Here is a 21,122-nt window from a genome sequence, read left to right on the forward strand (position 1 = left end):
ATGCGCATCCTCCTGGTCGAAGACGATCCCGATCTGTCCCGTGCCCTGCAATCGGGCCTGGAGCGGCAGGGCGTGGTCGCCGACGTGGTCGGCAGCCTGGCCGAAGCTGCGGTCGCGCTGCGTGAGCCGGTGCACCAGCTGATGCTGCTCGACCGCCAGCTGCCCGATGGCGATGGCGTGGCTTTCGTCGCCACCGCGCGTGCGCTGCGCCCGAACCTGGCGGTGATCATGCTGACCGCCAAGGGCACGCTGTCGGACAAGGTCGAGGGCCTGGATGTCGGTGCCGATGACTACCTGGTGAAGCCGGTGGCGATCGAGGAGCTGATGGCGCGGATCCGGGCTGTCTCGCGGCGACCCTCGGCGATGGTGACGCCAAGCCTGCATCTGGGCCGGCTGGAATTCGACTTCGAATCGCTGCAGGCGCAGGTGGAGGGCCAGCTGCTGGCGCTGCCCCGGCGCCAGGTGCTGGTGCTGCAGGCGCTGGCGATGCGCCAGGGGCGCACGGTCACCCGCAGCGCACTGGAGGCGGCGGTGTACGGTTTTGATGATGAGATCCAGTCCAATGCGCTCGATGCGCACATTTCCAAGCTGCGCAAGGCGCTGCAGCAGGCCGGGGCCGGTGTGGAGATCCACGTGATCCGCGGCGTCGGCTACCTGCTGGCGGAGGCCTGAGATGGCCCGTCCGATCCGCTCCATCACGCTTGGCCTGGCCTGGCGCCTGTTCCTTGCACAGGCCTTCACCGTGCTGTTCGCGGTGGTCGCGCTGATCCTGACCTGGGGTGACAAGGACACCTGGGGCATGGACATGTTCATGGCCGAGGCAGTGGCCAAGGCGGTGCACAGCGAGGGTGGCCGGTTGGTGCTGGATCAGGCGCGCTGGGAAAAACTCGATGCCAGTGCAGGCGGCAACCTCTGGTTCGCGGCAGTCGACGACAAGGGGGGCTGGCTGGAGCGCGGCACGATTCCGGCGATCCACGCGCCGCTGCTGGCGCGGTTGCCGACGCTGGGCGCGACCGAACTCGGTTCGCTGGTGCCGCCGTACCTGGATGTGGCGCGGGTGATGATCCGCAACGAGGATGGGCGGCGCATCACGGTGATGGTGGGCGGGGCACCGAAGGGCGGGCTGCTGGATGGCGCGCTGATGGTGCTGCGCCTCATCGGCCTGTGGTTCTTCCTGCCGTTGATCGTGGTGACGCTGCTGGTGATGCCGACGGTGATCCATCGCGCGATGCGCGGCGTGCGCCGCTCCGCACAACAGGCCAAGGAGCTGGACATCGGCCAGCCGGGCGCGCGGCTGGATGCGCAGCTGGTGTCGACCGAGGTCGCACCACTGGTGGAAGCGTTCAACGATGCAATCGACAAGGTGCAGCAGGGCTATGCGGCGCGTGACAAGTTCCTTGCCGATGCCGCGCATGAGCTGCGCGTACCGATCGCGGTGGTGCAGGCGCGCCTGTCGCAGCTGCCGCAGGGTGAACTGAAATCGCAGTTGCTGACCGATGTCGCCCGCCTCGGTAACGTGGCCGAGCACCTGCTCGACCTGCAGCGGCTCGATCGCAATGTTGGCGCGCTGCAGCGGCTGGACCTGGCATTGCTGGTGCGCGAGGCGGCCGCCGATCTGGCGCCGCTGGTGGTCGGTGCCGGTTATGGCTTCGAGGTGGATGCGCCCGAGATGCCGGTGTGGATCCATGGTGACAGCCTGGCGCTGGGGCGGGTGATCGCCAACCTGGTGCACAACGCCATCGTCCACGGCGGCGGGCGCGGCACCATCTGCGTGCGCCTGGATGCACGTGGCCTGCTGGAGGTCAGCGACCAGGGCGCCGGCATTCCGGTCGGTGACCGCGAAGCGATCTTCGAGCCCTTCCACCGCCTGCGTGCTGCCGGCAGCGGCAGCGGCCTGGGCCTGCACCTGGTGAAGGAAATCGTGCAGCACCACGGTGGCTCGGTCAGCGTGGGTGAAGCGGCTGGCGGCGGCGCCAGTTTCAGGGTCAATTTCCACCGCGGCACCGTACGGCGCTGACAGCGACGCGAGGAAAGGCCCGATAGGCAGCCTGCCACCTCCGGCGGCAGGCTGGGGGAATGGCTCCCGAACAATCCGCCCCGGCCCTGTTTGGCCCCGGCTGCGCCGCCGGCCTGGTGCTGGGGGCGCTGGCCTGCGTGCAGATGCCGATGTTGCTGCCGCTGTGGCTGAGCGCGCCGATGGCAGTCGCCGGCGCCAGCGGCTGGCTGCTGCGCTGGCGCGGCCGTGCGTGGGCCGCGACCTTGCTCGGCCTGGCATGGGCAACACTGCACGGGCACTGGGTCCTGCACGGCCAGCTTGTGCCCGGCGCGCCGCCGCAGGATGTGCAGGTGCGGGGCCGGGTTGCCGACCTTCCGCAGCGTGGGCCGGGCTACACGCGTTTCGTGTTGCACGTCGAAGAGGCCGACGCGCTGCCAGCGCTGCGTGGCAAGCGCCTGCAGGTGACCTGGAACGATCCGTGGCGCGGGCCTCCGCAACGTGGCCTGGGCGCTGGACGCCATGCGGTTCGCGCCGGGGCGTACTGGGAACTGTCGTTGCGCGTGCGGGCGCCGCGTTCACGGATCAATCCCGGTGGCTTCGATGGCGAACGCCACGCCGTGCTGCGGGGCATCTCCGGCAATGCCTCGGTGCGTGATCCGGCCAGCGCGCGCGAGTGGCTGCCGGCGCGGGGCCTGCAGGCCTGGCGGGAACGCAGCAGTGCCGCGATCGCCGTGCAGGTGGCACATCCTGCCGCACGGTTCGTGCAGGCGTTGGCACTGGGCGATACCCGTGGTCTGTCCGATGCCGACTGGGAACACCTGCGCGCGTTGGGCCTGACCCATCTGGTCGCCATTTCCGGTTTCCACGTGGGCGTGGTCGCTGGCTTCGGCGTGCTGCTGTGCCGCCTGTCGTGGTGGCTGTGCCCGCTGCTGGGACGGTACTGGCCGCGGCCGCAGGCGGCCGCATGGGGAGCGGCACTGGCCGCAGCCACCTATGCCGTAGCGGCCGGTGGTGCACTGCCGACGGTGCGCGCGGCGCTGATGATCGGGCTGGTCGCACTGGCCAGGGCCGGGCGTCGCCCGGTTGGTGCAGGGCAGGGGCTGGCGTTGGCCGCGATGGTGATGCTGTTGCCGGCGCCGCTGTCGGTGCTCTCGGCCGGGTTCTGGCTGAGCTTCGGTGGCGTGCTGTGGTTGCTCTGGTGCCTGCCGAGGACGGGGCCGGAGGGCATCGGTGGTGGGCTGCGCGGGTTCCTTGCCGCGCAGGGTGTTGCCAGCCTCGGCCTGCTGCCGCTGTGCGTTGCCTTGTTCGGCGGGACCGCGCGGTTGGGGCCGCTGGTCAATCTGCCGATCATCCCGTGGTGGACAATGCTGGTTGTTCCGCTGTCGCTGCTCGGTACCGGCCTGCACGTGCTGCATGACGGCGCGGGGCGTTGGGCCTGGCGCGCCGCGGCCTGGCTGTTCGAGCTCAGCTGGGAGGCCCTGCAGCCGTTGGCGCTGCATCCGCAGGCGATGTGGTGGCTGGCCGAGGCGCCGCGCTGGGCGGTACCGGTGGCCTTGCTGGGGGTGTTCTGGTGGCTGCTGCCGCGCGGCGCCGGCGGTGGCCTCGCTGGCCTGCTGTTGTGCCTGCCACTGCTGTGGCAGGCCCGGCATGCCCCTGCCCAGGGCGAACTGGAGCTGCTGGTGCACGATGTCGGCCAGGGCACGGCGGTGCTGGTGCGCACGGCCCGGCACGCGCTCTGGTACGACGTTGGGCCACCGACCGGTGGTGACGGCAACGAGCGGATCCTGATTCCGGCGTTGCGTGCGCTCGGTCAGGGGCCGCCGCAGCAGGCGATGCTCAGCCATGACCACCTGGATCACACCGGCAGCCTGCCCGGCCTGCGCCGGCAGCTGGCCGGGCTGCAACTGCTGGCGCCGCCCGGCAGCGCCATCGCCGGGGCTGCCCCGTGCCAGCAGGGGACGCGCTGGCAGTGGGATGGGGTCGATTTCCAGGTCCTGCACCCCGCGCCGGGCAGCCGGCAAGCCGAAAACGAGGACAGCTGCGTGCTGCGCATTGCCAGCCGCCACGGCGTGGTGCTGCTTCCCGGCGACATTGGTCGCCCGGCCGAGGCGGCGCTGCTGCAGGGGTATCCGCACGCGCTGAAGGCGGACGTGGTACTGGTGCCGCACCATGGCAGCGGCGGCAGCTCCAGTGCGCCGTGGGTCGCGGCGGTAGCACCGCGGCTGGCGGTGGTCTCTGCCGGGCACCGGAACCGCTTCGGCCACCCGCGCCAGGAGGTGGTCCAGCGCTGGCAGGCGCAAGGCGCGGAAGTGCTGGCCACGGCCGACTCCGGGGCGATCCGCGTATGGCTTGGCGCACAAGGCCTGCAGCTGCGTGAACAGCGCATCCATGCATCCCGGTGGTGGGATGCCGCTGGGCGGGCGCGGTCGGCTGCTATCCTATCGCCGATCGAACAAGCGGCCGTTGGGCCGGAGGGTTGAAACGTGTGGGAACTGGTCAAGGCCGGTGGCTGGCCGATGGTGCCGCTGCTGCTGTTGGGCGTACTGGCTTTGGCGATCATCCTGGAGCGTTTCTGGTCCCTTCGGCGGACTGAAGTGCTGCCGCCCGGCCTCGGCCAGGAAGTGCGCAACTGGGCCGCTCGCGGCAAGCTCGACCCGGCCCACCTGCAGACCCTGCGGGCGAATTCGCCGCTGGGCGCGCTGCTGGCTGCCGCACTGGAAGCCCGCAATCGCCCGCGCGACCAGATCCGCGAGCGCATCGAAGACACCGGCCGCCACCTGGTGCACCGCATGGAGCGTTTCCTGAACGCACTGGGCACCATTGCCTCGGCCGGCCCGCTGCTGGGCCTGCTCGGCACGGTGATCGGCATGATCCAGATGTTCCTGGGCATCCTCGACCACGGCGTGGGCGACGTGAACCAGCTGGCTGGCGGCATCGGCAAGGCGCTGGTGTGCACGGCCACCGGCATGATCGTGGCGATCCCGGCGCTGATGTTCCATCGCTACTTCAAGGGCCGCATCCACGGCTACGTGGTGGAGATGGAGCAGGAAGCCAGCGCCCTGCTGGATACGCTCGATGGCCGCCCCGGGGTGATGAACCCGGCCCCGGCCGCGCGCCAGGCCGGCGCCGCCACGGCGAAGGCCTGATCGATGCGTATCGGCAACGACCGATCCCAGGATGAGCCGCATATCGACCTGGTGCCGCTGATCGACGTCATCCTGGTGCTGATCATCTTCTTCGTGGTCACCACCACCTTCGACGCGCGTTCTACGCTGCAGGTGCAGCTGCCGACCGCAAGCCAGCAGCAGACCAACGAGCCGCCACGCTCGCTCAGCGTGCTGATCAACGCCGAAGGCCGTTACTTCATCAATGACCAGGAAGTGCTGCGCAGCGACGTCGAGTCGGTCAAGCAGACCATCGCCGCCGTGGCCGGCAGCGATCGCGAGCAGACCGTGCTGCTGCGCGCCGACGCGCGCACTCCCTACCAGGCCGTGGTGACCGCGCAGGATGCGCTGGGTCAGCTCGGTTTCCGCCGTATTGCCATTGCAACAGCACCCGAGGTGCGTCCATGAGTTCCAATCACGCGCCGGTGTGGCCGATCTACAAACGTCTGCTGGGGTACACCCGCGCCTACTGGGTGTTCATGGTGGCCGCGGTCATCGCCATGGTGGTCGAAGCCCTGGCGGGCTACCACTTCACCAAGTTGATGGAGCCGCTGGTCAACCGTGGTTTCGTCAACCCGGAACCGCGCATGGCGGTGATCCTGCCGCTGACCATCCTCGGCCTGTTCCTGATGCGCAGCCTCGCCACCTGGGTGAGCGACTACGCGCTGGCCAAGACCGGCCGCAGCGTGGTGCGTGACCTGCGCGAACAGGTGCTGGCCAAGTACCTGCACCTGCCGTCCTCGCACTTCGATACCGAAGCGACGCCGGTGATGGTCAGCCGCCTGAACTTCGACACCGAGCAGGTCACCCAGGCCAGCGCCGACGCACTCAAGACCGTGGTGGCCGACACTCTGACCATCATCGCCATGCTGGCGGTAATGCTGCAGATGAGCGTGAAGGTCACCGTGGCCATGCTGGTGGTGGTGCCGCTGATCGGCGTGATCGTGTCCTACGTGGGCAAGCGCTACCGCCGCATCAGCCGCGGTATCCAGGACGGCATGGGTTCGATGGCGCAGACCGCCGAACAGTCGCTGGCGGCGCAGCAGGAAGTGAAGGTGCACGGCACCCAGCAGCATGAGATCTCGCGCTACTCGCGCCTGGCCAACCGCATGCTGTCGCTGAACATGAAGGTGGAAGTCACCCGTGCGGCGGCGTCCAGCGTGGTGCAGTTCCTGGCCGCACTGGCGCTGGCGGTGATCGTCTGGGTATCGACCCGCGAAGCGCTGGCCGGTCGCCTCAACGCCGGCCAGTTCATGGGCCTGATGACCTCGATGATGGCCATCATTCCTTCGCTGCGCCGCCTGACCAGCGTGCAGACCTCGATCTCGCGCGGTGTGGCCGCCGCAGAGCGCCTGTTCGGCATCCTCGACATGCAGGTCGAGCGTGACGAGGGCCGCAACAGCGTGCAGCGCGTGCGCGGCGAGCTGGCCTTCGACCACGTCATGCTGCGCTACCGCGAGGACAGCGGCATTGCCCTGGACGACATCAGTTTCGTGGCGAAGCCGGGCACGGTCACCGCCATCGTGGGTCGTTCCGGCAGTGGCAAGACCAGCCTGATCCGGCTGGTGCCGCGCTTCTACGAGCCCAGCGGTGGTGTCATCACCCTCGATGGCGTCGCGCTGGATGACTATCCGTTGGCCGACCTGCGTCGCCAGGTGGCGATGGTCGGGCAGAAGGTCATGCTGTTCGATGACACCATCGCGGCCAACATCGCCTATGGCATGGAAGCGAGCGAGGAGCAGATCCGTGCGGCGGCCGAAGCGGCCAATGCGTGGGAGTTCATCGCGCGCATGCCGCAGCAGCTGCAGACCCCGGTCGGCGAGAACGGTGCACTGCTGTCCGGCGGCCAGCGCCAGCGCCTGGCGATCGCCCGCGCGATCCTGCGTGACGCGCCGATCCTGATCCTCGACGAAGCCACTGCCGCGCTGGACAACGAGTCCGAGCGACTGGTGCAGGATGCGCTGCAGCGCCTGATGCCCGAACGCACCACGCTGGTCATCGCGCACCGCCTGTCGACCATCGAGCATGCCGACCTGGTGCTGGTGATGGACCACGGCCGCATCGTTGAGCGGGGTACCCACAAGGAGCTGCTTGCCATGGGTGGCCTGTACCAGCATCTGCACAGCATGCAGTTCCGCGAAAGGCAGGACTGATGGCTGGCAAGGGTACCCAGACCCCGCCGTACTGGTACGACGGCAGCCCGGTTCCGTGGGCGATGCGCCTGCTGGCGCCGCTGTATGCTGGCGTCACCGCGCTGCGCCGCCGCGCTTATCGGCGGGGATGGCGCAAGCGCTACGCGCTGCCGGTGCCGGTCATCGTGGTTGGTAACATCACCGCCGGCGGCACCGGCAAGACGCCGCTGACCATCGCCCTGGTCGAGCGCCTGCGTGCGGCCGGCTGGAAGCCGGGCGTCGCGAGCCGTGGCTATGGCCGCGAAGACGCCGACAAGCCGCTGTGGGTGCAGGCCGACACGCCGACCGCCAAGGGCGGTGACGAACCGGTGCTGATCGCCTGGAAGACCGGCGTGCCGGTGCGCGTGGACCGTGACCGGGTCGCCGCAGGCAAGGCACTGATCCAGGCGGGCTGCGATGTGATCGTCTGCGATGACGGCCTGCAGCACTACCGGCTGGCGCGCGACATCGAGATCGAAGTGGTCGATGCCCAGCGTCGCTACGGCAACGGCCGGATGATTCCTGCCGGACCGCTGCGCGAGCCGATCAGCCGTGCTGGCGAATGCGATTTCCGTGTGGTCAACCTGGGCCAGGCCGATGAGGAAACCGCGGCCCAGGCCTGCGGTTTCGGCCAGTGGCCGATGGCCCTGCACATCGACAGCGCGCAGCCGCTGGCCGGTGGCCGCGCGCGCCCGTTGTCGTACTTCAAGGGCCAGCGTGTTCACGCGGTGGCCGGCATCGCCCATCCACAGCGCTTCTTCGACATGCTGCGCGCGCGTGGCATCGGCGTGGTGCCGCATGCCTTCGCCGACCACCAGGTCTACCAGCCGCAGGACCTGTCCTTCGGCAGCCAGCTGCCGGTGCTGATGACCGAGAAGGATGCGGTGAAATGCCGCGCATTCGGCAACGATTGGCATTACGCGGTGCCGTTGCGTGCCGAGCTGCCTGCCGCGTTCTGGGTGGCGCTGACTGACCGCCTGGACAAGCTGCGACCGAACTGAGTGGCGCGGTGGCGCTTGCATTCACGCGCCACCGGCCGCATCCCCGTTGTAACGAGCCTGCCGAGTATCGCCCCATGACTGAATTCGTTGTCGCCATCCCGGCCCGCTATGCCGCCTCGCGGCTGCCGGGCAAGCCGCTGCGTCTGCTGGGTGGTGAGCCGCTGGTGCTGCACGTGGCGCGCCGCGCGCTGCAGGCAGGCGCTGGCGAGGTATGGGTCGCTACCGACGATCAACGCATTGCCGACGCGCTGTCCGGGCTGGCCGAGGTGAAGGTAGCGATGACCGCCACATCGCATGCGTCCGGTACCGATCGCCTGGCCGAATGTGCGCGTATCGCCGGCTGGGCGGACGACACTGTGGTGGTCAACCTGCAGGGGGACGAACCGTTCGCGCCTGCGGCCGGCATCCGTGCGGTGGCCGAAGCGCTGGTCGGCGGCAACGCGCCCATGTCGACCCTGGCCACCTCCGTCGAGGACGCGCAGACGCTGTTCGACCCGAACGTGGTCAAGCTGGTGCGCAACGTGCGCAACGAGGCGATGTACTTCAGCCGCGCACCGATCGCCTGGCACCGCGATGGTTTCGCGCGCAGCCGCGACACGCTGCCGGAAGGGCATGCCTGGCTGCGCCACATCGGCATCTACGGCTACCGCGCCGGTTTCCTGCAGCAGTTCGCGGCGATGCCCCCGGGCCAGCTGGAGCAGGTCGAATCGCTGGAGCAGCTGCGCGTGCTGGAAGCGGGCCATCCGATCAGTGTGGCGATCTCGCCGGAACCGTTCCCGCCCGGCATCGACACGCCCGAAGATCTGGAACGCGCTGAAGCGCTGCTGCAGGCGCTGGCCGCGCGATGAGGCTGCTGGTCGTCTGCCTCGGCAACATCTGCCGTTCGCCGATGGCCGAGGGTGCGCTCCGCGCACGCCTGGACGCTTCGCCGCTGGCGGGGCGGGTGCAGGTGGATTCGGCCGGCACCGGCGACTGGCATGTCGGCGAGCCACCGGACCGGCGCGCGATCGCCTGTGCGGCCGGGCATGGCGTGGACATCGGCGGCCTGCGTGCGCGCCAGCTGCAAGCCGCTGATTTCGACCGCTTCGACTGGATCCTGTGCGCCGACGAGGCGAACCTGCGGGACGCCGGCCGCCTGGCCACGCCTGCCCAGCGTGAGCGGCTGGCGCTGTATCTGCCCTGGTCAGGCGGGGAGGGGCGGGTGGCGATCCCCGATCCCTATACCGGCGGCAGCGATCACTTCGAGCAGGTCTGGACGCTGGTCGACAATGCTGCAAAACGTGCAGTGGCACGACTGTTGCATGACGCCGACTCCGGCATAATCGGGCCATGAACGTCCAGCCCGTCCCGGACCTGCCCGAGTTCGCCACCTGGCTCAACGCCGCCCCCTGCACCCTGACCGAACTGCGCGGTCGGCCGGTGGCGCTGTTGTTCGTCAACGCCGCCTCTGCCTGGAGCGCGCAGCGCCTGGCCGAATTCGGTCAATGGCTGTCGCGTCACCCCGGCATGCTGCAACCGCTGGTGTTGCAGGTACCCCGTTTCGATTTCGAGCGTGACGCCGGCGCCGCACTGAAACTGCTGCGTCGCCAAGGGCTGTCAATGCCGGTCCTGCTCGATGCCGACTGGGATGGTTGGCGTCGCTTCGGCGTCACATCATGGCCGACCGTGGTGCTGCTGGATGCGCAGGGGCGCGAACAGCAACGGCTGGTCGGGCTGGGTGCTCCGGGAGACCTTGAGCGCGCGTTGAATGCGCTGTGCCACGGCGCGCCGTCGGCACCGCCGCGCGGCGGTACCGAGCTGCACCCGGAGCCGCGGCAGGCACTGCGTTTTCCGCTGGGCCTGGCGGTCAGCACCGAACGCCTGTACATCGCCGACAGTGGCCATCACCGCATCCTCGAATGCAGCCACGGCGGGCGCATCCTGCGCCAGTTCGGGTTGGGGACGGCCGATTTCATGGACGGCAACCTCGCCGAAGCGGCGTTCCATCGTCCGCAGGCGCTGGTGCTGGAGCGCGACGCGCTGTACGTGGCCGACACCGGCAACCATGCTGTGCGCCGCATCAACCTGCTGACCGGCATCGTCGACACGCTGTGCGGCAATGGCCGCCCCGGCGCGCCGGTGGAGGGCCCGGTAGCGCAGGCGCGGCAGGTCTCGCTGGACCACCCGGTCGGTCTGGCCATCGCCGATAACCAGCTGCACATCGCCATGGCCGGCGACAACCGCATCTGGAGCTACCACCTCGGGCAGCGCAGCCTGCAATGGCGCGCCGGCAGCGGTGCCATCGACGAGCGTGATGGCAGCGGCCATCTGGCTGCGTTCGCGCAGCCGACCGCACTGGCCGTGGTGCAGCAGGTGCTGTACGTGGCCGATGCGCTGGGCTCCTCGATCCGTGCACTGCAGCTGCGTGGGGATCTGGTGCAGACGCTGGTCGGGCAGGGCCCCTGGCGTTTCGGCGATGAAGATGGCCCGCGCGCGCAGGCCAGCCTGCAGTTCCCACAGGCGATCGCGCTGAGTCCGGATGCGCCGCTGCTGTGGATTGCCGATACCGGTAATGGCCGCCTGCGCACGCTGCGCCTGGGCGGTGGCGAGCTGACGACCCAGCCGCTGCCGCGCCGCCTGCATGGCCCGGCCGGACTGGCCGTGGGTGCCGGTGCGGTGTGGATCGCCGAGACCGACGCCCACACCGTGCTGCGATTCGACCCCGAAAGCGGCGTGCTCAGCGAAGTGCCGATCAGCGAATGACCGACGTTCCCGCCCCGGCCTTCGACGGCAAGGCCTTCGCGGCCCAGCTCAGTACCGCCCCCGGTGTGTATCGCATGTACGCTGCCGACGACACCCTGCTGTATGTCGGCAAGGCGCGTGCGCTGCGCAACCGTGTCGGCAGCTATTTCAACGGCAGCCCGAAGAATGCGCGGATCATGTCGATGATCTCGCAGATCGTGCGCATGGACGTGACCGTCACGCGCTCGGAAGCCGAAGCGCTGCTGCTGGAAAACCAGCTGATCAAGTCGCTGTCGCCGCGTTACAACGTCTCGCTGCGCGACGACAAGACCTATCCGCATGTGCTGCTGACCCGCGAGGACTGGCCCCGCATTGCCCTGCATCGCGGCCCGCGTGCCATTCCCGGGCGCTATTTCGGGCCGTATCCCGGCGTCACTGCGGTGCGCGAAACGCTGAACCTGATGCACAAGCTGTTCAAGCTGCGCAGCTGCGAGGACAGCGTGTTCCGCAACCGCTCGCGGCCGTGCCTGCAGTACCAGATCGGCCGTTGCAGCGCGCCCTGCGTGGAGCTGGTGGCGCCTGCCGAGTACGCTGAATCGGTGCGCCGCGCCGCGCTGTTCCTGGAAGGCAAGAGCGACGAGCTGACCCGTGAACTGGGCGAGCAGATGCAGGCCGCCAGCGAGGCGCTGGAGTTCGAACAGGCCGCGCGCCTGCGTGACCTGATTTCCTCGCTGCGCAGCATGCAGACCCGCCAGTATGTGGACGGCCGTGCCGCCGACCTGGACGTGCTGGCAGTGGCCATGCAGGGCTCGCAGGCCTGCGTGCTGCTGCTGGCCTTCCGTGATGGCCGCAACCTCGGTACCCGCCCGTTCTTTCCGCGTACCAATGGCGAGGAGAGCCCGGAGGAAGTGCTGGCCGCGTTCGTCTCGCAGTACTACATCGAATTCGAGCCGCCGCGCGAGATCCTGCTGGACCGCGAGATTCCCGACGCCGACCTGCTGGTCGCCGCGCTGTCGGCCTCGGCCGAGCGCAAGGTGCAGCTGAAGTGGAACGTGCGCGGCGAGCGTGCCGGCTACGTGGAGCTGGCCAGCCGCAACGCGCAGCTGACCCTGGCCACCGAACTCAATAGCCGCAACGCGCAGCACGCGCGCAGCGATGCATTGCGCGACATGCTGGGTCTTGCCGAGCCGGTCAAGCGTGTCGAATGTTTCGATATCAGCCACACCCTGGGCGAGGCCACCGTGGCGTCGTGTGTAGTGTTCGACGCGGCAGGCCCGGTGCGCGCGCAGTACCGCCGCTTCAACATCAGCGGCATCGAGCCGGGCGATGACTACGCCGCCATGCGCCAGGCCATCGACCGCCGCTTCCGCCGTGCGGTGGAAGAGCAGGGCGTGCTGCCGGACGTGCTGCTGATCGACGGTGGCGCCGGCCAGCTGGCACAGGCCCAGGCCGCACTGGCCGACCTGGGCGTGGAAGGCGTGCTGCTGGTAGGCGTGGCCAAGGGCGTGGAGCGCCGCGCGGGCCACGAAGCGCTGGTGATGCCCGATGGCCGCGAGCTGCGCCCGGGCGCGGCCAACCCGGCGCTGCAGTTCATCCAGCAGGTGCGCGACGAGGCGCACCGCTTCGCCATCACCGGCCACCGCGGCCGCCGCCAGAAGGCACGGATGACCAGCAAGCTGGAGGACATCCCCGGTATCGGGCCGCGCCGCCGCGCCAGCCTGCTCAAGCATTTCGGCGGCCTGGTGGGCCTGAAAGCCGCTGGCGAAGCGGAAATCGCCAAGGTGGAAGGCATCAATGACGCCCTCGCGGCACGTATCTACGCTAACCTGCACGGGTTGGCCACGCCTGATGCGGCCGAGTAGAGAGAGAAGCACGCAAGCATGAAGTTGACCCTGCCCACCTGGCTGACGTTGTTGCGGATCGTGATGATCCCGGTGCTGGTGCTGGTGTTCTACCTGCCCTACACCTGGACCAACTTCGCTTCGGCGGCGATCTTCGGCCTGGCCGCGATCACCGACTGGCTCGATGGCTGGATCGCCCGCCGCTACCAGCTGGAGTCGGCCTTTGGCGCCTTCCTCGACCCGGTCGCGGACAAGCTGATGGTGGCAGTGGCGCTGTTCCTGATCGTGCAGGGCCACCCGACGCCGTGGATGGCGTTCTGGGCGGCGGTCATCGTCGGTCGTGAGATTGCAGTATCGGCGCTGCGCGAATGGATGGCCGAGCTGGGCCAGCGCGCCAAGGTGCGCGTGGCGATGATCGGCAAGGTCAAGACCACCGCGCAGATGGTCGCGCTGTTGTGCCTGCTGTATTCGGTGGCCCCCAACGTGCCGGTGGAAGACATCTGGATGGGCTGGCCGGTGTTCCATATCGGCGACTGGACCCTGGCCATTGCCGCCGTGCTGACCCTGTGGTCGGGCCTGCAGTACCTGCATGCCGCCTGGCCGAGCCTGCGCGATGACGAGCGCGCCGCGCGTGAGCGTGCGCGGCAGAAGAAGCTGGGCAACTGAGCGCCGGGGTCGAATCCCTTTCCGAAGCAAGGGGCTCTGACGCCATCGATGCTGGCATCCACGCATGGCGTGGATCTACTGGAAATGCTGCATCCACGGATGATGCGGATCCATCGGTTTGCGGGGATGCTGTAGTAGATCCACGCCATGCGTGGATACGCGGCGCCAGGCATCCCGCATTCCCTGAAAAAAAGCGCTTGACGCGCTCCTTGGAATAGGTAGAATTTCGCCTCCCAAGCGGGAATAGCTCAGTTGGTAGAGCGCAACCTTGCCAAGGTTGAGGTCGCGAGTTCGAGTCTCGTTTCCCGCTCCAGATTCAAGAAAAGCGCTCCCGGAAGGGGGCGTTTTTCGTTTGCGTACTGATCGCTTCATCCCCACTTCACCGCCACTCCTTCGCCTCACCACGCGGCAGTTCGAAGCTGCATCTCCGTTCCTTCAGGACGATGCAGCAATGCCTCACACTCCCTCCGCCTACGACCACGACGTGGTCATCGTCGGCGCCAGTTTCGCCGGTGCCGCCTGCGCCCTGGCCGCTGCCCAATACGGCCTGCGCGTCTGCGTGCTTGACCGCAAGGCCGACCCTGGCGAGCGCCTGCACACCACTGGCATCGTTGTGAAAGAGGCGATGGAGCAGACCTGGCTGGGGCGCATGCCCGAGCATCTGGTGCAGCGGGTCGCGAACGTGCGCCTGTATTCGCCCAACCTGCGCAGCGTATTGCTGGCCGCACCGGGCTACTTCTTCCTCACTACCGATACGCCGAACCTGATGCGCTGGCTGGCCAGCGAACTGCGCGCGAATGGTGTCGACCTGCGCCTGCAGCAGTCCTTTACCGACGCTCATCGAAGCGGCGATGGCTGGCAGGTGGAAGGGGCAGGCCGCTGCGCCTACCTGGTCGGTGCAGATGGCGCACGCTCACGCGTTGCCCAGCGCGTCGGCCTCGGCCAGGTACGTGACAATCTCTACGGCGTTGAGCGCGAGTTCGCCGGCCTGCAATTGCCGCAGGGAGACGCGCTGCATTGCTTCGTCAGCAAGCGCTATGCGCCGGGTTACATCGGCTGGGTCGCGCAGAATCCGACCGGCCTGCAGGTCGGGTTGGCGCTGCGTCACGACCCGCAACAGGTACGGCCGCCGGACATCGATGGTTTCCTCGACCACGTGCGCGACGTGGTCGGCATTCCGCCTTCGGCGCGCCCTACGGGTACCCGCGCCGGCCTGGTCCCGTGCGGCCGACCGGTTGGCCCAATCACGGGCCGCCGCCTGATTCTGACCGGTGACGCGGCGGGCATCGTCTCGCCGCTCTCGGCGGGCGGCATCCACTCCTCATGGCGGCACGGCTGGGCAGTCGGCGAGGCGATTGCCCGCCATCTGCGTGGCCGGGGGCCGGAAGCCGAACGGGTGGCGCGGCAGGTGGCGCCGGCATTCCATGGCAAGCGGCTGCTGCGCTGGGCGATGGATCATCTGCAGGCCGACTGGCCTCTCAATGCACTGCTGCATACGGCGGCCACGCGGCGCGTCGCCGAGCAGGTCTATTTCCACCGACGTGGCCTGCGGACCTGAGGTGTCGGTCCTGGGGGCCTGAACGCCGCCCTTCACTTCACGTGAAAATTCCTGTTGACGCCGTGCAGCAATATCGACACAATAGCGCTCCTTCGACGCAGGTCGAACGAAATCTGCGGGAATAGCTCAGTTGGTAGAGCGCAACCTTGCCAAGGTTGAGGTCGCGAGTTCGAGTCTCGTTTCCCGCTCCAGATTCAAGAAGAACGCTCCCGCAAGGGGGCGTTTTTCGTTTGTCACTCCGGTTGCACCACTGCCGCGCTAGCGTGGCTTGCCGGGCAGGGCGCTGCACCAGGTCCGGGCATCCTGCCGGTCGAAACCGGGGCAGCGGTTGTCCTGCGGAATGTAGACGTAGGGGACGTCATCTTCGTAGGTGAAGTGGTAGTAGTAGCTCCGGTCCTTCCCGTACAACCAGTAGTTCGACGAGCCCTGGTTGATGGCATACGGCTCGAAGGTGAAGATCGAGGATTCACCGGGGATGAAGTTGCTGCGCTCCATCCGTAACTGCAGGGCGTTCGAGACCAGTGGGGTGGTCAGGACGAGCACGATCACACCGACAGTCGCTGTCGTGATCGAGCCAATCAGCAGCCGGTGGCGGGGGTGTTTCACGGTCGGGCAGCATCGAAGCAGGACAGTGCTGCAATGTGCAATACGCCGTAAAAGTCGTCCAGTGTTCCGTGCCGGGAACGCATTGAAAGCGTAGTGAAAGACTGGGTCGGCGTTGCCTGAACCGCACGCGTGCTGTGACCTTTTTCGGACGATTTCTCCATGTTCGCTCCACAATCGCACGGTAGCCTTCATGCTCCTTCTACACGTTGGCGGGCTGGTGGTCAGGCGTATCACTCCAGTGGCAGTGCCCAGGACCGGGCGCGGATTTTCCCTGCATGCAGTGCTGCGCCCTGGCGCGTTGTTGGCAAGCCTGGCCCTGGCTGGCTGCATGTCGGTGCCGGTGCCGGACCTGCCTGACCGCACGCCCAGTACCTGGACCCAGGTGCCGCAGGGGCAGGGCGTGGCGGTGGATGCCAGGCAGTGGTGGAAAGTGCTGTCCGACCCGGCGCTGGATGGCCTGGTCGATCAGGCGGTCGCCGGCAACCTGGACCTGCAGCAGGCGACGCTTCGCCTGCAGGCCGTACGCATCGTCGCCGGTACGTCCGACTCGCGTTTCCTGCCGGAAATCTCGGCCAGCGCCAAGCAGGTGCAGGACGCCGCCGCAGTGGATACCTACTTCCATGCCGGCATCGAAGCGATCTGGGACCTGGGCCTGTTCGGCGCCGCCGAGAGTGCGCAGCTGAGCGCGCAGGCCTCGGCCGGCAATGCCGAGGCGCTGCGCAATGCCGCGCAGGTGGCGGTGATTGCCGACGTGGTGCGCAGCTATCTGGACCTGACCGTGGCACAGGCCCAGCAGGACCTGCTGGCCAAGCAGCAGGCCGTGGATGACCGTGGCGAACAGTTGGCCCTGGTCCGCCAGCGCCTGCGCCTGGATGAGCCGGGCGAGCTGGATCGCCTGCGTGCACGCCAGGCCGCCACCCGCGCCGCAATCGCACAGGCTCGGGAAAACGCCGACAACGCGGCCCGCGCGCTGGCATTGCTGCTGGGCCGTGACGGTCCGGACCCGGCCTGGCGCGCCTACCGCACGCCGCCGAAGCTGGGCACGTTCTCGCTGCAGCAGGTACCCGCCGATCTGCTGCGCCACCGTCCGCAGATCCTGCTGGCCGAATCGGAGGTGATGCAGGCCGCGGCCAGCAAGGGCGCGGCGCGCGCTGCGATGTATCCGCGGATCAGCCTGGGTGGTTCGATCCTGTACGCCTACAACCTCACCCAGAACGCCCGCTCCAATTCCGATTCCAGTCCGTCGATCGGCCCGTACGTCGATATTCCACTGTGGGACTGGGGCCAACGCCGCGCGCGCTTCCATGCCGATGAGAAGCAACTGGACGCCGCATTGCTCGGCTACCGCAAGGCCGTGCTGGAAGGCGTGAGCGAAGTGGAAGGTGCGCTCGGCAGCCTTGCACGCCAGGACAGCAGCATCCAGTCGCTGCGCGCGGCCAACGATGCAGCCGGACAGCAGGTCAAGCGCCAGGCGCGGCAGGTGCAGCTGGGCCTGTCCAGCGAATTCGACGGGCTGGACACGCAGCGTGCCGCGCCGGCCTCGCAGGCCGACCTGATCGGTGCGCAGGGCGCACGCGTGCTCGCCTTTGCGTCGCTGTACCGCGCGCTTGGCGGCGCACCGCTGCCGGTCGAGGGTGAGGGCGAACAGCAATGATCGCGCTGGCCCGCAAGACCCTGGCCTACGAGTGGCGCCGGTTCCTGCCGGTAGTGCTGGCGATGTGTTTCGCCGGCGTGCTGTTGATCGTGCAGGCTGCACTGGTGCTGGGCATCTTCGGCACCGCGGCGATCTACGTGAAAGCATCGTCGGCTGATATATGGGCCGGTTTCCCCGGCACCCAGAGCGTCAACTACGGCCATGCAATCAGCGCCGACGTCGAAAGCCACCTGCGCATGGATCCGGATGTCTCCCGCGTCGAACCCTATGAGTGGGTTGATGGCGAATGGCGCTCCAGCGCGCAGGGTACGGGCAACGTGTCGGTGTATCTGTCCGGCATCTCCACCCGCGACGACGCGATGATGTTCGCGCACATCCTGCCCGCCGACCTGCGTGCACAGCTGCGCGAACCGGGCGCCGTGATCGTGGACAGCGCCGACCTGGATACGCTGGGCGTGGATCTGCAGAACAATCGTGCCTGGATCAACGGCAAGGCCGTGCGTGTGGTTGCCGCGCAGCCAGGCCTGCGTGGCCTTGGTGGCGTCAACGTGCTGGCTTCGCTCGACACCGCGCGTGCCATCGCCGGCACTGACCCGCATGAGGGCAGTACCTATTTCGTGGCCGGCCTGCGCTCGCCGGACCTGGCCGACCGCGTGCGTGATCGACTGGCGGCGTCGATGGGCCAGGCCACACCGGTCGAGTTCTGGACCGCGCCGGAATTCGCCAGCCGCTCGCAGCAGTACTGGCTGTTCGATACCGGCGCGGGTATCGCGGTGTTGTTCATGGCCGTGATCGTCTGCTTCGTCGGTGCGGTGATCACCAACCAGTCGTTCGCCTCGGTAGTGGCCGGCTCGGTGCGCGAGTACGCCACGCTCAATGCACTCGGTGCGGGTCGCTATGCGCTGGCGCGCGTGGTGTTCGAGCAGGCCTTGCTGATCGGCGGCGTGGGCATGTTGCTGGCGGCAGCCTTCAGTACCGTGGTGCTGTTGATCGCGCAGACCCAGCGCGTACCGGTGCAGCTGACACCGATGGTGATCTTCGGCTGCGTGGCGCTGGTCGCGGTGATGGCCATGCTCTCCAGCATCATGGCGGTACGCAGTGTCGTCCGCTCCGATCCATCGTTGCTGCTGCGTTGAGGGCCGGCCGATGACTTCTACTCGCGCCGTCGCCCCGACCCTGCAGGCCGACGCACTGGAAAAGGGCTTCATGTCCGGCGATGTGCAGGTGCCGGTGCTGCGTGGCCTGTCGCTGGACATCTATCCCGGCGAGCTGACCCTGGTATCCGGCCCATCCGGCTGCGGCAAGAGCACGCTGTTGTCGCTGCTGTCCGGCCTGTCCGCACCCGATGGTGGTCGCGTGCATGCACTCGGCCAGGATGTGGGCCACATGAGCCGCAGCGAAGTGGAGCGTTTCCGCCTGCACCATGTCGGGTTCGTGTTCCAGGGCTTCAACCTGTTCCCGGCACTGACCGCGCTGGAGCAGGTGCAGCTGCCGCTGGGCTACCGCGGCATGCGCAATCGCGAAAGCGAACCGCTGGCCCGCAAGGCGCTGGAAGAAGTGGGCCTCAGCCATCGCAGCCACATGCGACCGGCGCAGTTGTCCGGCGGTGAGAAGCAGCGTGTAGCCGTTGCCCGCGCCTTCGCCAAGTCGCCGACGCTGATCTTCGCCGACGAACCCACCAGCGCGCTGGACGCCGAGAACGGCCAGCGCGTGATCGACATCCTGCATCGCTACGCACGTGCGCATGGCGCCACCGTGCTGTGCGTGAGCCACGATCCGCGCCTGATCCGGCATGCCGATCGGGTGATCGCCATGGAAGACGGCATGGTCCGTGATGACCGCCGCCAGAACGAAACTGTAGAGTCCGCCCCATGACCAAGACGTCGCACCTGCTTCCCCTCAGCCTGGCCCTGTCCGCGGCACTGCTGCTCGGCGCCTGTTCCAAGGAGGCACCCGCGCCTGCACAGCCGCCTTCTGGCAAGGCCGGTGCAACCGCCGCTGGCAAGGTTGCGGTCGCGCGCGGCATCATCGATGTCGAGGGTGGCCTGATCGCGCTGGCACCGCCGGTGGATGGCTCGATCACCGCCGCACCGGTGAAGGAGGGCGCCACGGTGAAGAAGGGGCAGCTGTTGTTGTCGCTGGATGGCGCCCTGCTGCAGCAGGAGGTGGCGATGGCCACCGCGGATCTGACGCTGGCCAATGACCGCCTGAAGGGCAGCCAAGCACAGCTGCGCGAACTGGAGCGCAACGCCACCCGCCTGTCTACCGGCGCCAGCGAAGGCGTGTCGTCCAGCCAGCAGGCCGATGCGGCCAAGCAGCAGTTGGCCGGCTTGCATGCTGACGTCGACGTGGCCGGTGCGCAGGTCGACATGGCCCAGCACAAACTGGAACACGCCAAGCTGAAACTGCAGCAGATGTCGCTGAGTGCGCCGGAGGCTGGCACGGTGGTCGGCCAGGTGCCGGGACTCGGCGCCTTCGTGCAGGCTGGCAAGCCGGCGATCTCGTTGTTGCCGGCGCGCCCGCTGCAGGTGCGTGCCGAACTCAGCGCCGCCTATGCGGACGCCGTGCAGGTCGGCATGCAGGCCACCGTGGTGCCGGACAGCGATGGTGCCGAGAACACCAGCACGCTGCCATCGGCACGCGTGGTGCGCATCAGCCCGGTGTTTGCGCAGGCCCGCCTGCCTGAAGATGCAGGGCGTGGCGTAGCCAAGGTGGTGGAATGCGTGCTGGAGTTCGATGGCGAGGCCAAGGCGCGCTTCGGCCAGCATGTGCGGGTGGAGTTCCGGAAGTAAGCCTGGCGTTGGGGTCGGGCCGTCTAGGGGCCCTTTCGACGCCTGAGTGCCCGCCATGCGCTCACCGCCGACACCAGGCACAGCGCCAGCAGCAGGCCCACGTCCAGCAGCAGCAACCACAGCAGGTGCATGCCGTGTACGGGCGGCTGGTGCATTGCCGACAGCATCCACGGTACCGACCACGCCAGCAGCAGCGCGAAGGCGATCAGCAGGCGCAACCACAGCCGCTTCAGTTTCCAGGGCCGCACGATCAAGGCAGCCACCACCAGCTCGACCGTTCCCAGCAGCGCGAACACGATGACGGTGCTGGTCGGGTAGGGCAGCTCGGCGCCTTCCAGGCGATGCAGCAGCCAGTAGTCCGGGGTGAAGCCGGCATTGACCAGTGCGGCGATCAGCGCCAGCCAGGTGAGCGCGACCAGCAGCCAGAACAGGCGGATGTAGCGTCTAGGCATCGGCGGTGTCCGGGGTGGTGGGCAAGCGGCTACGTGATGCATGGCACACGGATGTGGCGATCGCGGCCAGTGCCAGCAAGCCGGGCCCGACGGTGAAGTACAGCAGGCGCAGCGGGTGGTTGTGCATCAGTGTCCAGCTCGCGAACGCCAGGGGTATCGCCAGCACCAGCAGCTTGGCGAAGAGCGGCCGCAGCACTGCGATCAGCGGCTGGGCGCCAATGAACATCCAGAACAGATAGAACTGGGCGATGCCCAGGCCGATGTCACGATGTGAAGCAAAGCCGAAATGGTCGCGATACCAGTTCATTCCCAGTGGTATCAGTGCCCAGTACAGCAAGGCCACCAGCAGATGCAGCAGCAGGGCGATCAACAGGGGCGTGCCGCGAAGGAGCATGGGCGAATGGAGCCGGGCGGGGCAGCGTACCCCAGCGCGGACGCCCGTGACCGCATGATGTGAAGACTGTTGACGGCGTGAAGGAATTTGGACACAATAGCGCTCC

The 21,122-nt window shown here is 68.0% G+C and carries 20 protein-coding genes and 2 tRNA genes; 19 read left to right on the forward strand and 3 right to left on the reverse strand.

All coding sequences use genetic code 11. The features are described from left to right. From EZ304_RS16795 to EZ304_RS16865, 15 genes are all read left to right on the forward strand, one after another. Entirely contained in the window at positions 1–672 is a 672-nt protein-coding gene (locus EZ304_RS16795; RefSeq protein ID WP_057503598.1) for a response regulator transcription factor, read from the forward strand. 1 nt (position 673) lies between these two features. After that, positions 674–2,017, forward strand: coding sequence for a sensor histidine kinase (locus tag EZ304_RS16800; protein ID WP_142807657.1), 1,344 nt, complete (start codon positions 674–676; stop codon positions 2,015–2,017). 59 nt (positions 2,018–2,076) lie between these two features. Further along, positions 2,077–4,476 carry a DNA internalization-related competence protein ComEC/Rec2 gene (locus EZ304_RS16805; protein ID WP_142807658.1) on the forward strand — a complete coding sequence of 800 codons (2,400 nt, stop codon included), beginning with the start codon at positions 2,077–2,079 and terminating at the stop codon, positions 4,474–4,476. Positions 4,477–4,479: 3 nt separating this feature from the next. Continuing rightward, entirely contained in the window at positions 4,480–5,142 is a 663-nt protein-coding gene (locus EZ304_RS16810) for a MotA/TolQ/ExbB proton channel family protein (protein WP_049432517.1), read from the forward strand. 3 nt (positions 5,143–5,145) lie between these two features. After that, positions 5,146–5,568: an ExbD/TolR family protein gene (locus EZ304_RS16815; RefSeq protein ID WP_004152323.1), complete on the forward strand. Its 423-nt coding sequence runs from the start codon at positions 5,146–5,148 to the stop codon at positions 5,566–5,568. Then, positions 5,565–7,313: a lipid A export permease/ATP-binding protein MsbA gene (gene msbA, locus EZ304_RS16820; protein ID WP_099552684.1), complete on the forward strand. Its 1,749-nt coding sequence runs from the start codon at positions 5,565–5,567 to the stop codon at positions 7,311–7,313. Before EZ304_RS16815 ends, msbA begins: the two co-directional genes overlap by 4 nt. Continuing rightward, a complete protein-coding gene (gene lpxK / locus EZ304_RS16825) occupies positions 7,313–8,332 on the forward strand; it encodes a tetraacyldisaccharide 4'-kinase (RefSeq protein WP_142807659.1) in 1,020 nt (339 codons plus the stop codon). Before msbA ends, lpxK begins: the two co-directional genes overlap by 1 nt. 74 nt (positions 8,333–8,406) lie before the next feature. Further along, on the forward strand, positions 8,407–9,180 hold the full coding sequence (gene kdsB, locus EZ304_RS16830; RefSeq protein WP_111112440.1) for a 3-deoxy-manno-octulosonate cytidylyltransferase: 774 nt from the start codon (positions 8,407–8,409) through the stop codon (positions 9,178–9,180). Further along, positions 9,177–9,665: a low molecular weight protein-tyrosine-phosphatase gene (locus EZ304_RS16835; protein ID WP_142807660.1), complete on the forward strand. Its 489-nt coding sequence runs from the start codon at positions 9,177–9,179 to the stop codon at positions 9,663–9,665. Before kdsB ends, EZ304_RS16835 begins: the two co-directional genes overlap by 4 nt. Further along, positions 9,662–11,074: a hypothetical protein gene (locus EZ304_RS16840; protein WP_099552680.1), complete on the forward strand. Its 1,413-nt coding sequence runs from the start codon at positions 9,662–9,664 to the stop codon at positions 11,072–11,074. Before EZ304_RS16835 ends, EZ304_RS16840 begins: the two co-directional genes overlap by 4 nt. Further along, entirely contained in the window at positions 11,071–12,915 is a 1,845-nt protein-coding gene (gene uvrC, locus EZ304_RS16845; protein ID WP_099552679.1) for an excinuclease ABC subunit UvrC, read from the forward strand. Before EZ304_RS16840 ends, uvrC begins: the two co-directional genes overlap by 4 nt. An 18-nt stretch (positions 12,916–12,933) precedes the next feature. Next, positions 12,934–13,560 carry a CDP-diacylglycerol--glycerol-3-phosphate 3-phosphatidyltransferase gene (pgsA, locus tag EZ304_RS16850; protein WP_012510614.1) on the forward strand — a complete coding sequence of 209 codons (627 nt, stop codon included), beginning with the start codon at positions 12,934–12,936 and terminating at the stop codon, positions 13,558–13,560. A 237-nt stretch (positions 13,561–13,797) separates the two neighbouring features. After that, positions 13,798–13,873: transfer RNA gene (locus EZ304_RS16855), tRNA-Gly, on the forward strand. A 138-nt stretch (positions 13,874–14,011) separates the two neighbouring features. Continuing rightward, entirely contained in the window at positions 14,012–15,118 is a 1,107-nt protein-coding gene (locus EZ304_RS16860; protein WP_142807661.1) for an NAD(P)/FAD-dependent oxidoreductase, read from the forward strand. Positions 15,119–15,233: 115 nt separating this feature from the next. Next, positions 15,234–15,309 (forward strand) — tRNA-Gly (locus tag EZ304_RS16865). 67 nt (positions 15,310–15,376) lie between these two features. On the opposite strand, the gene EZ304_RS16870 is transcribed toward EZ304_RS16865, so the two are convergent. Beyond that, positions 15,377–15,724: a hypothetical protein gene (locus EZ304_RS16870; RefSeq protein WP_260678126.1), complete on the reverse strand. Its 348-nt coding sequence runs from the start codon at positions 15,722–15,724 to the stop codon at positions 15,377–15,379. Positions 15,725–15,914: 190 nt separating this feature from the next. On the opposite strand from EZ304_RS16870, the gene EZ304_RS16875 reads away from it, so the two are divergent. The 4 genes from EZ304_RS16875 to EZ304_RS16890 are packed head-to-tail and all read left to right on the forward strand — an operon-like array spanning position 15,915 to position 20,170. Then, the gene (locus EZ304_RS16875; RefSeq protein WP_142807662.1) at positions 15,915–17,378 is read left to right on the forward strand and encodes an efflux transporter outer membrane subunit; all 1,464 of its coding nucleotides are present in this window, start codon (positions 15,915–15,917) and stop codon (positions 17,376–17,378) included. Continuing rightward, entirely contained in the window at positions 17,375–18,514 is a 1,140-nt protein-coding gene (locus tag EZ304_RS16880; RefSeq protein WP_142807663.1) for an ABC transporter permease, read from the forward strand. Before EZ304_RS16875 ends, EZ304_RS16880 begins: the two co-directional genes overlap by 4 nt. A gap of 10 nt (positions 18,515–18,524) precedes the next feature. After that, a complete protein-coding gene (locus tag EZ304_RS16885) occupies positions 18,525–19,253 on the forward strand; it encodes an ABC transporter ATP-binding protein (protein ID WP_142807664.1) in 729 nt (242 codons plus the stop codon). Further along, positions 19,250–20,170, forward strand: coding sequence for an HlyD family secretion protein (locus EZ304_RS16890; RefSeq protein ID WP_142807665.1), 921 nt, complete (start codon positions 19,250–19,252; stop codon positions 20,168–20,170). Before EZ304_RS16885 ends, EZ304_RS16890 begins: the two co-directional genes overlap by 4 nt. Positions 20,171–20,193: 23 nt before the next feature. Here the strand turns inward: EZ304_RS16890 and EZ304_RS16895 are convergent, their stop codons facing one another. Together EZ304_RS16895 and EZ304_RS16900 are read right to left on the reverse strand one after the other, a co-directional pair. Further along, entirely contained in the window at positions 20,194–20,622 is a 429-nt protein-coding gene (locus EZ304_RS16895) for a hypothetical protein (RefSeq protein WP_142807666.1), read from the reverse strand. Then, positions 20,615–21,016 carry a hypothetical protein gene (locus EZ304_RS16900; RefSeq protein WP_142807667.1) on the reverse strand — a complete coding sequence of 134 codons (402 nt, stop codon included), beginning with the start codon at positions 21,014–21,016 and terminating at the stop codon, positions 20,615–20,617. The genes EZ304_RS16895 and EZ304_RS16900 overlap by 8 nt, the downstream gene beginning before the upstream one ends. Positions 21,017–21,122 lie beyond the last annotated feature (106 nt).

This window comes from Stenotrophomonas maltophilia (genome assembly GCF_006974125.1).
Lineage (GTDB): Bacteria > Pseudomonadota > Gammaproteobacteria > Xanthomonadales > Xanthomonadaceae > Stenotrophomonas > Stenotrophomonas maltophilia_O.